Source organism: Fischerella sp. PCC 9605 (assembly GCF_000517105.1).
Classification (GTDB): Bacteria; Cyanobacteriota; Cyanobacteriia; order Cyanobacteriales; family Nostocaceae; genus PCC9605.
On sequence record NZ_KI912148.1, the window covers coordinates 1,923,054 to 1,938,027 of the forward strand.

The window sequence follows — 14,974 nt, forward strand, 5'->3', positions numbered from 1 at the left end:
TACCCACCACTTGAGAGCGATATTTCTAGGTTAGTTGATTCAATAAAACACCTGTAACAATATTAATTAGACCAACTCACACAAGCGATCGCATCGCATCTTTCCACAAAACCTATGCTCACCCAAGACAAACAACAACGCAACTGGCAACCCATCATCAAAGAATTCGAGGCTGTAGTTGGCAAAAATGGGGTAGTGCAACGCCGTGAAGAACTCATTACCTATGAGTGCGATGGACTCACCAGCTATCGCCAACGTCCGGCGGTAGTGGTGTTACCCAGAACTACAGAACAAGTGGCGGCGGTGGTGAAGATATGCAATAAATACTCTGTCCCCTTTATAGCCCGTGGTTCTGGTACAGGTTTATCGGGTGGTGCTTTGCCGATAGAAAATAGCGTTTTGATTGTCACTTCATTGATGCGGCAAATTTTGAGTGTAGATTTAGAAAACCAGCGCGTTGTTGTGCAACCAGGGGTGATTAATAACTGGGTAACGCAAACAGTCAGTGGCGCTGGTTTCTACTATGCTCCCGATCCCTCCAGTCAAATCATCTGTTCTATCGGTGGTAACGTTGCTGAAAACTCCGGTGGAGTACATTGTCTCAAGTATGGTGTCACCACCAATCACGTTTTAGGGTTAAAAATCGTCACTGCTGAAGGTGAAATTCTAGACTTGGGCGGAGAAATTCCCGAAATGCCTGGTTACGATTTAACGGGTATATTTGTTGGTTCGGAAGGCACGCTGGGTATTGCCACAGAAATTACGCTTAGAATTCTCAAAAGTGCGGAATCAATCTGCGTACTTTTAGCAGATTTTACTAGTATTGAAGCAGCAGGGGCAAGTGTTTCTGATATCATCAGTGCAGGGATTATTCCTGGTGGTATGGAAATTATGGATAATCTCAGCATTAATGCAGTGGAAGATGTGACAGCCTTAAATGTTTATCCCCGTGATGCAACGGCAATTTTGTTAGTAGAAATTGATGGTTTGGCAGTAGAAGTTGCAGCGAATAAACAAAGAGTAGCGGAAATTTGTAAACAGAATGGTGCGCGTAATGTTACTTCTGCTAGAGATCCAGATCAGCGCTTAAAATTATGGAAAGGACGCAAAGCTGCCTTTGCCGCTGCTGGACATTTAAGTCCTGATTATTACGTGCAAGATGGAGTTATTCCTCGTACTCAACTGCCTTATGTACTGCAAGAGATTGAGGCATTGAGTCAGAAATACGGTTATCGCATTGCCAATGTATTTCATGCTGGTGATGGCAATCTTCACCCACTGATTCTTTATGATAACTCTGTTCCAGGTGCATTAGAGATAGTGGAAGAAGTAGGGGGGGAAATTCTTAAGTTATGCGTGAAAGTTGGTGGCAGTATTTCTGGTGAACATGGCATTGGTGCAGATAAAAAATGCTATATGCCGGAGATGTTCACGGAAGCTGATTTAGAAACTATGCAATGGGTACGCCAAGTTTTTAATCCTAAAGGTTTAGCCAATCCAGAGAAAATTTTTCCGACTCCGCGTACTTGTGGGGAAGCAGCAAGAGCTTTGGGCGAGAGTGCCAAAAATATTGAAGGAGTTGAAAGATTTTAAATGAATTAGTACAGCTTTGCGTAAAAGAGTAGTGATTGAAAACGCACTAGCAGCGCAGAGTCTTGTGCAAAAATTTCGCTATGAACTTATGTGTGGTGGAGGAGATATTTTAGTTGCGATCGCTAAACTCGGCACTCAAAAAAATTGAAAAATTGCAATCATAATTTCTTCCAAAACAAATCTATAATCTCTAGAAACTATGCTTGACAACCTTTACCAAAATCATATTTTTTATTAGCTGTAGTCATCATTAACAATATTACCAGAATAATAAAAACTAACATGTTAAGTTAATAAGTGTTACTTTATACTATTTGAATTTATTATAAACGTTATACTATTTCTCAGGTTCTACCTGGGAATTACTTAGAAGTGGCTCTGCCACTTCTTTTTCTGAAACCGAAGTACTTTATATCCGAACTCAACTGTTCGCTTTGGCTTATGAGTATGCTTAAAGGTAGGCGTTTCTAGCTTGGTATGGGAATGGCGATCGCAAACTTGGTTCCCTAGCAGAAGATAAGATTTTTCTCATCATTCAAAAACACTGCTCAGTAACTATATTGATGAGTCAAACAATCTTCTTGTACTATAGAGCCTCCTACAGAAATTTTTTTGCAACATAACCATAATAAAACCGTGGTTTGTGAAAGTTAACCACGGTTTTGAATTGTTAAACTTTACTTTTTACCAGTGCTAACAGATGCTTAATCACGGCTATTTAGAGCGATTAGCAATCGTAAGATGAAGATGAAAAGGTTGATGTAAGTCAAGTACATCGACAAAGCCGCAGGTAGGTACTGATCGTTGCGGTAGGTGCGTGGCAGGATGTAAAAATCGACTACAGATACCCCAACAAACAGAAATACACCTAAACCAGAAATGCCTATTTCTAGCCAACCTGGGGTATAGACGCCAAACAAAGCAAATAAGAATTGCAACAAACAGACAACAACTAAGGCGATAATGCCCAGATTGATGGTTTTTGTCAAAGCCATGCCATCATCGTCAGAGAGATTTGAACCAATCTGACGGGCGACAATAAAGGTTATACCACAACCGAGAGCTGACAAAGTAATTCCTTGAATGCCTACACCCTCTGTTCTCAGCGCCACAAATACCAAGCCACTCAGGGTATATCCAGACAAAAGGCTGTAGGTTGCAAGCATTGGCAGTGCAACGCTGTTTTTGCCTTTTTCGGCGACGTTTCGGGCAACAAAGAACAGAATTAATTCCAATACAACCGCACCGATAAAGGTGGGAAAGAAAAGTCCGGGGTTAGCACGGATAACTCCCAAACCGCCGTAGGTTCCTACTGCTGTTAATACCAAACCGCCTCCCACGTAAGGAAGGGCGTTGGCAATTACATTTGGCCCTACCAGGGCGTGAGTTTTAGCCTCACGGATAGCGTCACGGAAGTTACTACTACTGCTCATATTTCACAATTCGCCTTTGTATGACAATATTGCTGACTATTCTCATTTTTATCCATATTTTCAGCAAAAACGCCAGTATGTGACTACTTTTGCTGTTCACTGTTTGAGTGGAGATAGGGAACGGGGAACGGTATTAGGGTAGTCACCAATTTCATACTGATTTTATTTCTATGTGCCAAACTTAAGCATTGTTGAGTTCTGAACTTAGCAGCCTGAAATGTTCAATGCTATTCTATGGCGATCGCCCTATGCCAAAATCGCGACTCAAATACAAACTCCGAAAAGAGAACAAAAGACGCTGAATTTTATCTTTGCACGGAGAGCAAGTGAAGTGCAAGTTTACTTTTATTAACTAATTTGTATGATACTGAGAAGAATTTCAATGAAATATTCTATTACTGGAATTGCTGCGATCGCAGCTTTATTACTAACTCAAGGTTGCTCGTCAGTTGTTAAATCTGGAGAAACTTCTTCCCAGGGAAACACAACGGCACAAATCGATCGTGATGGGCACTCAAACAATAACCACGGCGGACACTCGAATGAACAAATGCATCATGATGGGCATTCAAATAATCACCAAAGTGATAAATCAACTATCACTGAAGCAAAATTAACTGCTCCTAAAAATATTGTTCCCAATCAATCCGTGCCTTTGGTTATTGATATTCAAGACTCTCAGGGAAAATCTGTCACCAAATTTGAGACATTTCAAGAAAAATTGATGCACTTAATCGTTGTTAGTGATGACCTGAAATTTTTCGATCACTTACACCCAAATTACAAAGGTAATGGGCGTTTTGAAGTTAATGCTAATTTTCCTGAACCTAATAATTACACTATTTTCGGCGATTACAAGCCCTCTGGGATAGATGAACGGGTTAATGTTATGAAGCTAACAGTTCCCGGTTCAACTCCACTCCCTCAAGATTTGGCAAAATATAGTAATACTAAAATATTACCTGATACCAAGATAAACTTGAATTTTTCTCAGCCAAATCTTAAAGCTGGTCAAGAAGTCACCTTGAAGTTTGATTTAAACGAAGCTACTAATAATCAGCCTATCAAGGATTTAAAGCCATACTTGGGAGAAAAAGGACATTTAGTCATTATCAAAAGTTCTTCTCCGTTAACTGTATCTGATTATATTCATGCTCATGCTCTCAAAAATTCTCCTGATGGGCAAGTGCAGTTTGTAACTAGCTTTCCCCAATCAGGGACATACAAACTTTGGATGCAGTTTAATCGCAATGGCAAAGTTAACACTGCTGATTTTTGGGTAAATGTGCAATAGGTTAGTAGATAGTTAGTGGTTAGTAGTTAGTAGTTAGTAGTTAGTAGGGGCGTTTTTGGGTAATTATGTTTCAGACACATATTCCCGATTTCTTAGAGGATACAGCTGGCGAATCAAGGGTATCATCCCTCATTGAAAGATTTTTCGTCATTCCATCAGATGTAGAGACGCGAAATTTCGCGTCTCTACAAACCAATTTTGCACCACTTGCAACAGCCCCAGTCGGAGGTTCTTGTTGAGAATTGTGCAAAATGTCAACTACATCAAAATAAGTCAGGAAAGTGCACAATCATCATAGAAGTTTTGGGATGGGAACGGGCGATCGCCTCTGGTTCTCTTCCCAAAGCGGGTTGACCGAAATGATGGGTACTTTCAACCAAGATCAATAGGTCGTTGGTTTTCAGCGATGCTGAGATTTTTCTGGTTGGATTTCCCTGTACTTGTTGGATCGGAAATTCGCTGTTAACAAACACAGATTGCAGGTCGTAGGAAGGTTTTGTTGGTTCAAGAAAGACCTGCATAACTTGCACTGGAGACTTAAGTGCTTCTGAAAGAATTTTCGTTAAACCGAGAGTTTGGCGCAGTGCGTTAGCAGAAATTTTGCGATCGCTCAAAGCTAAAAACACTCGTTGGGTATTCTCAATTGGCTGAGAAAAACGAGTAATCAGTACGGGTACTGTTGACCGGCGCACGATATTGTCGATTACACTACCGAAGAAATTTTCTCGGTAGGTCGAATAACCTTTCCAACCACAAATTACCAGACTAGCATCTCTTTCTTGTGCCGCTCGCAAAATGCCTAAATCAATAGAATCATCGATACGACCGATGGGTTCAACGCTAGTAACAGCAGCGTGAGCAAGGGTTTCGGCGACCTCCAGCAAGCGTTTTTGTTGTGTCTTTGCTGCTACGGCAACAAATCCATTTTTGTCTGAGATGATCACATGCAGTGGCAATAAAGTGCCGTTCCCGTGTTTGGTAAGGATAATTGCCAAATTTAGTAAGTTATCCTCTGTGTTGGGGTTAGCAACCGGGACTAAAACCCGATTTGCCAAATTATTTACTGTAACCGCATTCTCCAATTGTTCTGAATTAGAAGTAGCAGTATGGGCAGGTTCTTGCTGAATTTTTCTTCCCCAACGCTCGGTAATCCAGGGAGACATAACACAGCTTACCAGTATCATTCCGATAATTCCATTCACTGTCACCTCATCCACAAGCTTGATGTCAAAAGCGACTGTGATCGCTGCTAGCGTTGAAGCTGCTTGGGCAACTGAAAGCCCAAACATCACCATCGTACTGGGAATTTTCCAGTTAAATATCTTTGCCGTTCCCCAAGCTGCCAGAAACTTACTAGCGATTTCTGCTGCAATCATCACCACAGCAACCAAAATCCCACGGGCGTCTTTGACGAGGATGAGGGGATTCACTAACATTCCCACAGAAATGAGGAAAAATGGCACAAACAGTGTATTGCCGATAAACTGAATCCGATTCATCAAGGGACTCATCTGGGGAATAATTTGAGTAATCGCTACCCCAGCCAAGAATGCCCCTACAATCGGCTCAATTTCAATTAAATTAGCAATATAAGAAACAATAAACAGAGCCGCTAACACAAACAAAAATTCTGCCCCTTCGTCGTGTCCAAAGCGGCGAAAAAACCAACGCCCGAGATTCGGTACTCCCCAGAGGGTAGCAAAAGTATAGATAGCCAAAGATGGAATCAAAAATAACCAAAAACTGATTGTTAAATTACCCTGGTTAGCTTTCACCACAATTGCTAGTACCAACAGTGCTAGCACATTTGTGATTAGCGTACCTCCCAGCGTTGCTGTCACAACCTGATTCCGCATAATCCCCAGCTTGGAGAGAACAGGTAAAGCCAAAAGCGTATGGGAAGCAAAACAAGACGCCACTAACACCGATGCTAAAAAGCTATATCCCAAAGGCAACATAACTGCTGTACCTACGACCATTGGAATTGCAAACGTTGCCAGTCCAAAGGTCAAAGCTTTATTAGCGTTGCGTTTGAGGTCGTCCAAACTAGTTTCCAGTCCACCCAGAAACATCAAAAACAGTAACCCAACTGTGCCAAGCAACTCTATTGTTTTGTCTCGTTCCAGCAAACCCAAACCGTAAGGCCCAACAATTACCCCTGCCAAAATCAAGCCAATAATTCCTGGCATTCTCAACCGCTCAAATAATAGCGGCGCGACGAGCATAATTGCCAGAATAATCAGGAAGATCGCAACAGGATCGGTGATTGGTCTAAATATCTGTGCAAGCACAGGTGCAAAAACTAACGGTTGAGTTAAGCTTGCTTCCCAAAACTCCAAATGCTGTAGATAAGTGTTCACAAGGGCTACCCGCCAGAACATTGCTACAATTCTTTTGTGTTTATAAACGAGTTGCATTCCTGGTGAAACTACCGAAGGAATAATTTTGAATGTGAAAAATATAAAATCCTGCTAGGTAGGGATAATTGCAGGACTTTGAGATACATCCCCAGTAGGATTTTCACTCACATAAACCACGATGTAGCACATTCCTCATGAAAGCACTGGAAGCCTACAACCTCAAGAAGATATACCGCCAGAATCACCAAAATTTTCCAGCAGTCCAGAACGTTTCCTTAACCATTGCGCCGGGTGAATTGTTAGCATTCCTTGGCCCTAATGGTGCGGGCAAGACGACGACGATTAAAATGATCGCCGGACTAATTCAACCGGATGCTGGTTCGGTAAGAATAGCCGGAAGTGACCCTCACCGCAACCCAGCAGCGCTGCAAAAATTAGGTGCAGTGCTGGAAGGAAACCGCAACCTCTACTGGCGACTATCTCCTGAAGAAAATTTGGAATATTTCGGAGTGCTGTTCCTGACTGACTCGACGACAAGCACGCCAGTCAGGAACAGCACTTTTAGAAAGATTTGGGTTAATGCACAAACGCCATACCCCAGTGCAGCAACTTTCACGGGGAATGCAGCAGAAGTTAGCATTTGCAGTGGCATTAGTTCATCAACCCCAGCTTTTATTATTAGATGAACCAACTTTAGGACTCGATGTAGAAGCAACAGAAGATGTGAAAATTTTGGTGCGAGAAATTGCCGCGTGTGGTTGCGCTATTTTGTTGACGACTCACCAATTGGCAATAGCTGAAGAACTTTCTGAGCGCGTTGCTATTATCCAAAAAGGTGAAATTTTAGCAGAATCACCAACTGCTGAACTTATCCGTCAATTTTCCGGCACAGCTTACAAAATTGAAATGAAAGTTGCACTCGATGAATCACGAATCAAAGAATTAGAAACAATTGGTGCAAACGTTGAAGATGGACAAATAATTTACCTCAGAAAGCAAGAATTGCTCTACAAAGTCCTAGAAATTCTCAAACCTCTACCACTGCATCGCGTGGAAAATGAAGAAGCAGACCTTACAGAAATCTTTTTAAAGATAGTTAGAGAAGGAAGAAGTAGGGATGTTTGAATTGTTTCTCGCAGAGTTACGCCGCACTTGGATTCAATTTCGTCGCTACCCAGTTGAAGCGATCGCCGAAATTTTTGTCTATTCTGCTGTCTTTTATGGACTTTTCTTAAGCGCCCGCTACATTGCTGGCCCCACTTTCCAATTAGGTAACAGGCTCGACTCCATTGTTATCGGCTATGTACTTTGGAATTTGATGTTGTTCATCATAACGGACATCGCTGGTAACTTGCAATACGAGGCGCAAACTGGCACTTTAGAACAACTCTTCCTTTCTCGGTTTGGTGCTATCAAGGTATTCTTGATGCGGACATTGGCTAGTTTGATGTTGCGGATGGTTTTTATCATCAGCATTCTATGTATTATCATGGCGCTTACTGGCAGCCGTCTCAATTTTCCCCCATCATTGCTTTTACCTTTTGTCACCGTTTTGATGGCAGGATACGGGATTGCTTTTGCAATGGGTTCTTTAGCCTTATTGTTTAAGCGTGCTGAGCGATTGTTAGTTATGTTTCAGTTTTTACTTTTGTTTTCGCTGACAACTCCCACTGAAACTTGGAAAGGATCTTTACAAATTTTGGCAAATTTACTGCCGTTGACTCCCGGCGCAGGACTGCTACGCGATTTAATGGCGAGGGGTGAAAGTTTAAATTTCACAAAGTTGGTTATAGCTTTTGTGAATGGAGGAATATATTTTGCTGTGGGTTTATTGCTTTTTCGTATTGCCGAACGTGTGGCGAAGCGGCGGGGAATATTAAGTGGTTATTAATCTGGAACCCCACCCCGCTTGCAGAGAGGGGAAATTTAGTATTAGCTAAAGTGGAGTGGTGTTCACGTAATTAAAGTTGCAGCATCTTCATCTAAAAATAAAGTTGCTTGCGTTTGTTTGCGAAGAATGGAAGCAGGACAATCTGTGCTTACATCTTCTTGCAACATCTGTTGAACTATTTTAGCTTTGTGTTGGGTTGGCGCAAGGCAGAGGATTTTTTTAGCAGAACAAATCATGGGTATAGTAACAGTAAAAGCATATTTTGGTACACTTTCTAAATTAGGAAAATGACCTTGCTTTACCTGTTGCAGATGATTCACTTGATCTAATTTCACTAATTTGACGCTATAGATATCTTGGAAATTAGCTACAGATGGTTCATTAAAAGCAATGTGTCCGTTTTCTCCTATACCCAGACAACACAGGTCAATTGGTTGTGCTTGCAGTAATTTAGTATAGCGATCGCACTCTCGTAAAGGTTCTAAAGTATCACCTTCTAGATAGTGAAATTCCCTAGGCTTTACCCGCTTCTGGACACGTTCTCGCAAATATCGCTGAAAACTAGCAGCATGATCGGCAGAAATTCCCAAATACTCATCTAAATGAAAACAGGTAATCCGCGACCAATCTACACCACCTAATGCTATTAATTCATCGAGAAATTTGATTTGAGAATTACCTGTTGCTAGCAATACAGCAGCGCTACCATTCTGCTGGAGAACATTTTGTAAATACTGGTGTGCGATTTCTGCGACATCCTGCGCTAATTCGGCTTCACAGTTATAAATCTGCACATTGAGGTCATCGAGGCGAAATATTTTTTTTGCGGCTGGCATGTGATTAGAAAGCGAAGTTTGAGGCTAGGAAACGCTTAAAAGCGCTAATCATCATCGATTGTCGTCATTTAGAACTTAATTATAGTTTTTGCTCTGATGAATCGAAAAAACTATCGTTCAGTCTCAAAAACAATGTAAACTATGTAAATAAACTTAATATTATTTAACATTGGTGAATCTATGCTGGCAGCAATTCTTTTTGACCTAGATGGAACAATTGCCAACACTGACCCCGTACACTACATAGCTTGGCGGGAAATGCTTTTAGAGTACGGCATAGAAATTGACGAAAGCTTTTATCAAACTCGAATTAGTGGCAGACTAAACCCAGTCATAATACAAGAGATTTTGCCACAATTATCACCAGAAGCAGGTGCAAAATTTGCAGAAGATAAAGAGGCTCTTTTCCGTCAAAAAGCAAAAGATATGCAGCCTTTAGCTGGGTTTTGGGAATTAATCGCATGGACGCAGAAGCATCAACTTAAACGCGCTCTCGTGACAAATGCACCGAAATTAAATGTATATTTTATGCTAGAAGTTTTAGGATTAAAAGAAACTTTTGACGTAGTTGTAATTGCAGAGGATTGCATTGCTGGTAAACCCGATCCTGCACCTTACCAAGTCGTACTGAATAAATTAGGGATAACAGCAGAAAGTGCGATCGCCCTCGAAGATTCTCCCTCTGGCATACGTTCCGCCGTTGGTGCTGGTGTTCGCACTATTGGTATTGCCTCTACCCATGACCCCAAAGTACTTGAAGAAAAGGGGGCATTTATGGTCATTCCTGATTTTACAGATTTGCAGTTGTGGACACTGCTGAATTCAGAGATAGAGACTGATTTGGTAAATGCTTAACTAACAGACTTATAGTTTGGGATCTGCACTTCGCGCGATCGCGCAAGCTTTTGTAGGGGGGAATGAGGGGGGTGGACACAGATAAACACTGATAGATCGTTCGCTTAGTACAGTATTTCATTAATTCATAGCGAATTATCCTTAGAAATACTCTGCGTTCCTCTGCGCTGCCTCTGCGCCCCTCTGCGTTTAAAAACACTACGATTTTACGCAAAGCTGTACTTAGCATTTGTGTCATCTGTTGGCGTAGGCTTTTCCAAAAACAATTGGAATGTTGCTGACAGATTCCCTGCAAATGTAAAGTAAATTCACATTAGACGAACTCCTCCGCCAAAGCCACCGCCCCCCATAACGGCGCATCATCCCCCAACGCCGCCGGAACAATCTCAAAATTCACCTCCGGTAAAGCTGTCTGGCGTGCTGTTTTTTGCAGCACACTCCACCACATCTCCCCCGCTTTCGTCACACCGCCACCCAATACAAACCTTTGTGGGTTAATCAAATTTGCGACATTACCAATACCCACCCCCAGCGCCCAAGCCGATCTGTGTAAAAATGCCTTAGCCAACTCATCACCTTGTGCTGCTGCTTCACTCAGCACCGCCCCTGTAATCAGCTGCAAATTATCTCCTACTAAACCTCGAATTATTTCTCCTACTTGGCGTCTTGGTGCTTCCTTTTCCAAAACATCTCTAGCATCCTGCGCCATATAAGGCCCCGATGCCAACCTTTCCACACATCCCCGCTTGCCACACAAACATACAGGCCCGTTGGGGTTAACAACCATGTGTCCAATTTCTCCTGCCATGCCTTCCGCACCACGCCAAGGCCTGCCGTTGAGTATCCAACCACCGCCAACGCCTGTACTGACGGTAATGTAAAACAAGCTATCATGCCCTTGACCTGCACCATAACGGTATTCACCTAACGCTGCGACGTTAGCATCGTTATCAACACTCACAGGGACGCCATATTCCTCTGCCAACAACTGCTGCAAGGGTATATTTTCCCATCCAGGGACATGATGCGATCGCCTTACCGTACCTGTAGTTGCGTTGACAGGGCCGCCAAAACTAACACCAATAGCAGCGGGTTTCCCTCCTTGCAATAGAGAATGGATGAGCGATCGCATAATTTCTAAGTCCGTGCTAGCATTTCCATTTCCAGGCGAAAAGCGACGTTCGTAACCCAGCCATTTTTGGGAAGATGCTGCATTCACCACCGCCGCTGCTAGCTTAGTACCACCAAAATCAAGCGCTAAGATTAATGTCACGGTCTTTTTAGTTATTCGGTGTTGGTTGGTCGTTGTCAGTTGTTGGTTGATGGTTCAAACAACAAACAACAAACAACATACAACAAACAACAACCATTAACTACTAACCACTAAAATCAAGCACACCATTAATAAATTGTTGTAAGCGTTGATAATGCGATCCTTTCCAATAAATTTGAGCACAGTCTTGACAGCGATGAAACTCATCAGTGGACAACAGCACGTTTTCTGGCAACTGGTCGATAACGACTTGCTTTGTCACAGGTTGTAAAGTACCATTGCAACGCAGACATCGTTGAAAAGGCGATGCTAGTTTAAATAAATCGAAACGCCGCAATACTTCCACTATTTGTTGCTGCGGGTCAGTATTTCTGACGTAGTAGCCATAAGTAACTACACTCCGCATCAAAAGACCTTTGTCGCGTGTTAAAAGAATTCGTCTTTGAGTGCTAGAAATATCTGCTAATTCTGGATCGTCATAATCATTCCGGTATAACGTGTCAAAGCCTAATAATCGTAGAGATGATGCCAATTTCCCTAAGTGAATATCTAACACAAAGCGGATGATATTTAACGGTTTAGGTCGCACTAGGCTCAAAACAGGCATGTCTGTCACTATGGAAATAGGATAGACATTGATGATGTCTCCATCTTGAACAATGTAAGAAAAATTAACTGGTTTTCCGTTCACCTCAATATAATCAACTTCAGGATGGGGAACACCAAGAGCCTCAATCATATCCTTAATAGAGGCTCTTTCCCCATAAAAATGCTCAATTTTCACCTGCCTTTTATATGGTGGAAGAAAATCGTTTAATTCTGCATGAAAGTGGAAAGTTGCCTTAGCCATAGCAACAAATCATCGACTTTTTCTATGTTCACCATAGTAACTTTTATAGATAAAAACTGGGTCATTAGCGTGAAAACTAGAAGATAAGTAGGTAACAAAGCACGTTGCTGGCAATAATTCATCATCTGCTTTTGTTTGTAAAGAGTGACAACAAAAACCTCTCAGTTTACAGAAATTTATGAGGTTATTTGCAATTATTTTTGACATATTGATAATCTTTATCTTTTAGCTCACGAGCTAAAAGCGTTGATAATCTCAGCTTTCCCTACTTTTAAACGCTTGTTAACTATGATATTACTAGTTTCTAGCAAATTCAAGAAATTCGCCGATACTAGAAGTATTAGTAAAAATTTGCATTATAATTAAGTTCGGTTAGAGTAGAAGCAGATGCTCGTGTTCGATTGCTAGTATATTCATTAGGAGGTAAAAACACCTGATGGGGTGATTTAAATCAAACCAAAGATACTGGGTAAAAATACTTCTTATGGTAGTACCCTGACCAATAAGTAATTGTTAATATTGTTATTAACTTTAAAATTAAGTTGCTTGAGGTTTAACTATTGAACCTTAACGAAGATTTAGCCTAGTTTTCTTTTTTTTCAAAATTAATTGAGAATAATTTGCAATATGCTTTTTTTGGAAGATAAATTCAACTCAGATAATGGCGAAAAATTCTTAACTAACAATGCCATACATAAAACAGTATTTATATCTACAAGAAGAGAAAATCAATTTACTCACCTAATTACTAGGGAACAGTTCACATTTGTTCTCAAGTTTCTTGAATTTAATTACTTAGATGAAAGCACTAATGGGAGGTTCATCAGCAAAAACCTAGAAGATACTCATCTCTTTAGTAGCTTCACAAAGCTACTCATTATAAAATTGGCTACTTTCATGGCTGAAATACGGTTGATAAATCCTCATGTGCAGCGAGTAAAATTTCTACAATTGCTAGTTGCAATAAAGGAATTATTTTTCCAAGTAAGGCTAAGCTCTTTTCTAAAAAATTTATTTACAGCACAAACTTTGACTGGAAATGATGTTATAACGTGGCTACCAGGATTGGACTGGAAAATAGCTATTATTCCTGTTTTCTCTCGCTTGCTAGTCCAGACGTGATTTTGTAGCCGATCGCAATGGCAAGCAGTTTTTGTGGGGAGATTGTAACTATAAGTACCATCTCTGTTTGTAATATCCTTTGTTCTTCAAGTACATCCATCACTACGTCTAGATGAATACTTTCTTTTGTTCTGATAATTCGCGAAAAGTAGGAGAAGATATTATTGGTAGTGCTTCCAATCACCAAACTTACGTCTTAGTTGAGTGTCCTACACCTTGGGTATCAGAAGCTTTTCATTCTAAATGGGTTCCAGAGAATTTGCGGATTTTAGTAGAGGAGGTTAAACGTGCAAGACTGCCGATAAAATTTCTCTTAATTGCTAATAGTTTTTCGCATAAATCAGACTATACAACCCTTTTGATCTATCAAAAACAAGAAGGGTTAAGTAATGGTTATAGCAAGCGAGAGTATAGGTTAGAAAATATCCAGCAAGTAGCAGCTGTTGTCAAGAAATATTTGTGGGGTAGAAACCCAAGTTATGAAATAGAATCAACTGCAACAAGAGATATATTAGTGTGTACTCATGGCAGTCATGATAAATGCTGCTCTAGATATGGTAATCCCTTTCATTTCCATGCAACAACTACTGTTGCTGATTTAAATTTGGAGAATGTACGAATTTGGAAATCTAGTCACTTTGGCGGACATCGTTTTGCGCCAACGGTAATAGACTTTCCAGAAGGCAGATATTACGGCAATCTCGATGAAGAACTATTTAAATCGATTTTGACTCGCACTGGCGATATTACATGCTTGCAAAAAGTCTATCGCGGCTGGGGAATTTTACCAAACTCAATTCAAGTTTTGGAAAGAGAACTTATCTTTCGTTATGGTTGGGATTGGTTTAATTATAAAGTCGCAGGTAGAATGATCGAGCCAAGTGCAGACAAAAACACGATTCGCGCTGAGCTAATTTTTGAAAAACCTGATGGTTCCCAATATAATTATCAGGCTAGGTTAGTCAAAGACGAAACACAAACTGTGAAACTGAAGGGTTCCTGTAATGCCAAGCAAGAGTTAGTGTTTGCTAAATACACAGTAGCGAGTCTTTGGCTGACTTCTACGAATTTTGTTACTTTTAGTGCTTAAGAAATTCGGGTATATCCAGATAATTCCAACATTTCCTCCAAGTGAGTGAAAGTATGTCTGTTTGATTACCTATAATCAAATCTTGAGCGCATCAGGTATGTCTTTGTGTCAGCGCGTCAATCCTTGCTAAATTTCGCGCTTACAATTGAATCGGGTTTGCAGCTAGAAACCAAGCAAAATATAGTTGACAGCACACTCAGGTAGGGGAAAGGTTAGGGTAGTGCGCGCGATCGCCACTTTTCTCAGCATTAACTAGATACACTGGCGTTTAAGCGTACTGTGAAACGACTGCCAACTCCTACCTGACTTGTGACAGCAATTAATCCATAGAAAGCAAAATGCGATCGCGTACTTATGACTTTGAGGTTTTTATCGTT

General features: G+C 41.0%; 15 protein-coding genes. 9 read left to right on the plus strand and 6 right to left on the minus strand.

The genetic code is table 11. The features are described 5' to 3' along the window. The first annotated feature begins 114 nt into the window (after window positions 1–114). Window positions 115–1,593 carry a glycolate oxidase subunit GlcD gene (gene glcD / locus FIS9605_RS0110880; RefSeq protein WP_026732620.1) on the plus strand — a complete coding sequence of 493 codons (1,479 nt, stop codon included), beginning with the start codon at window positions 115–117 and terminating at the stop codon, window positions 1,591–1,593. A 704-nt stretch (window positions 1,594–2,297) separates the two neighbouring features. On the opposite strand, the gene FIS9605_RS0110890 is transcribed toward glcD, so the two are convergent. After that, on the minus strand, window positions 2,298–3,026 hold the full coding sequence (locus FIS9605_RS0110890) for a Bax inhibitor-1/YccA family protein (protein ID WP_026732621.1): 729 nt from the start codon (window positions 3,024–3,026) through the stop codon (window positions 2,298–2,300). 217 nt (window positions 3,027–3,243) lie between these two features. On the opposite strand from FIS9605_RS0110890, the gene FIS9605_RS46045 reads away from it, so the two are divergent. The 3 genes from FIS9605_RS46045 (at window position 3,244) to FIS9605_RS42570 (ending at window position 4,559) form a co-directional block, all read left to right on the plus strand. After that, window positions 3,244–3,378 carry a hypothetical protein gene (locus FIS9605_RS46045; protein WP_269321023.1) on the plus strand — a complete coding sequence of 45 codons (135 nt, stop codon included), beginning with the start codon at window positions 3,244–3,246 and terminating at the stop codon, window positions 3,376–3,378. A 30-nt stretch (window positions 3,379–3,408) separates the two neighbouring features. Further along, entirely contained in the window at window positions 3,409–4,320 is a 912-nt protein-coding gene (locus FIS9605_RS0110895) for a hypothetical protein (RefSeq protein WP_026732622.1), read from the plus strand. Between the two features lie 65 nt (window positions 4,321–4,385). Beyond that, window positions 4,386–4,559: a hypothetical protein gene (locus FIS9605_RS42570; protein ID WP_155960396.1), complete on the plus strand. Its 174-nt coding sequence runs from the start codon at window positions 4,386–4,388 to the stop codon at window positions 4,557–4,559. A gap of 24 nt (window positions 4,560–4,583) precedes the next feature. Here the strand turns inward: FIS9605_RS42570 and FIS9605_RS0110900 are convergent, their stop codons facing one another. Further along, window positions 4,584–6,680 (minus strand): cation:proton antiporter domain-containing protein, encoded by a 2,097-nt coding sequence (locus FIS9605_RS0110900; RefSeq protein WP_026732623.1) that lies wholly within the window; start codon window positions 6,678–6,680, stop codon window positions 4,584–4,586. 194 nt (window positions 6,681–6,874) lie between these two features. Here FIS9605_RS0110900 and FIS9605_RS45100 point away from each other — a divergent pair, with 194 nt between their 5' ends. From FIS9605_RS45100 to FIS9605_RS0110910, 3 genes are read left to right on the plus strand one after another with little or no spacing between them, the layout of a single operon-like run. Next, entirely contained in the window at window positions 6,875–7,366 is a 492-nt protein-coding gene (locus tag FIS9605_RS45100) for an ATP-binding cassette domain-containing protein (RefSeq protein WP_269321024.1), read from the plus strand. After that, the gene (locus FIS9605_RS45105) at window positions 7,260–7,805 is read left to right on the plus strand and encodes an AAA family ATPase (protein WP_269321025.1); all 546 of its coding nucleotides are present in this window, start codon (window positions 7,260–7,262) and stop codon (window positions 7,803–7,805) included. The genes FIS9605_RS45100 and FIS9605_RS45105 overlap by 107 nt, the downstream gene beginning before the upstream one ends. Next, on the plus strand, window positions 7,798–8,571 hold the full coding sequence (locus FIS9605_RS0110910) for an ABC transporter (RefSeq protein WP_026732624.1): 774 nt from the start codon (window positions 7,798–7,800) through the stop codon (window positions 8,569–8,571). Before FIS9605_RS45105 ends, FIS9605_RS0110910 begins: the two co-directional genes overlap by 8 nt. Window positions 8,572–8,633: 62 nt before the next feature. On the opposite strand, the gene FIS9605_RS0110915 is transcribed toward FIS9605_RS0110910, so the two are convergent. Continuing rightward, window positions 8,634–9,407, minus strand: coding sequence for a glucosamine-6-phosphate deaminase (locus FIS9605_RS0110915; RefSeq protein ID WP_026732625.1), 774 nt, complete (start codon window positions 9,405–9,407; stop codon window positions 8,634–8,636). A gap of 180 nt (window positions 9,408–9,587) precedes the next feature. Here FIS9605_RS0110915 and FIS9605_RS0110920 point away from each other — a divergent pair, with 180 nt between their 5' ends. Further along, window positions 9,588–10,262: an HAD family hydrolase gene (locus FIS9605_RS0110920; protein WP_026732626.1), complete on the plus strand. Its 675-nt coding sequence runs from the start codon at window positions 9,588–9,590 to the stop codon at window positions 10,260–10,262. 313 nt (window positions 10,263–10,575) lie between these two features. Here the strand turns inward: FIS9605_RS0110920 and FIS9605_RS0110925 are convergent, their stop codons facing one another. From FIS9605_RS0110925 to FIS9605_RS42575, 3 genes are all read right to left on the minus strand, one after another. Further along, complete coding sequence (locus FIS9605_RS0110925) at window positions 10,576–11,535, minus strand: ROK family protein (RefSeq protein WP_026732627.1); 960 nt, start codon at window positions 11,533–11,535, stop codon at window positions 10,576–10,578. A 103-nt stretch (window positions 11,536–11,638) separates the two neighbouring features. After that, complete coding sequence (locus FIS9605_RS0110930) at window positions 11,639–12,385, minus strand: Mut7-C RNAse domain-containing protein (RefSeq protein WP_026732628.1); 747 nt, start codon at window positions 12,383–12,385, stop codon at window positions 11,639–11,641. A 1,084-nt stretch (window positions 12,386–13,469) separates the two neighbouring features. Continuing rightward, window positions 13,470–13,607: a hypothetical protein gene (locus FIS9605_RS42575; RefSeq protein WP_155960397.1), complete on the minus strand. Its 138-nt coding sequence runs from the start codon at window positions 13,605–13,607 to the stop codon at window positions 13,470–13,472. A gap of 12 nt (window positions 13,608–13,619) precedes the next feature. On the opposite strand from FIS9605_RS42575, the gene FIS9605_RS0110940 reads away from it, so the two are divergent. Next, window positions 13,620–14,597 carry a sucrase ferredoxin gene (locus FIS9605_RS0110940; protein WP_026732630.1) on the plus strand — a complete coding sequence of 326 codons (978 nt, stop codon included), beginning with the start codon at window positions 13,620–13,622 and terminating at the stop codon, window positions 14,595–14,597. The last annotated feature ends 377 nt before the right edge of the window (window positions 14,598–14,974 follow it).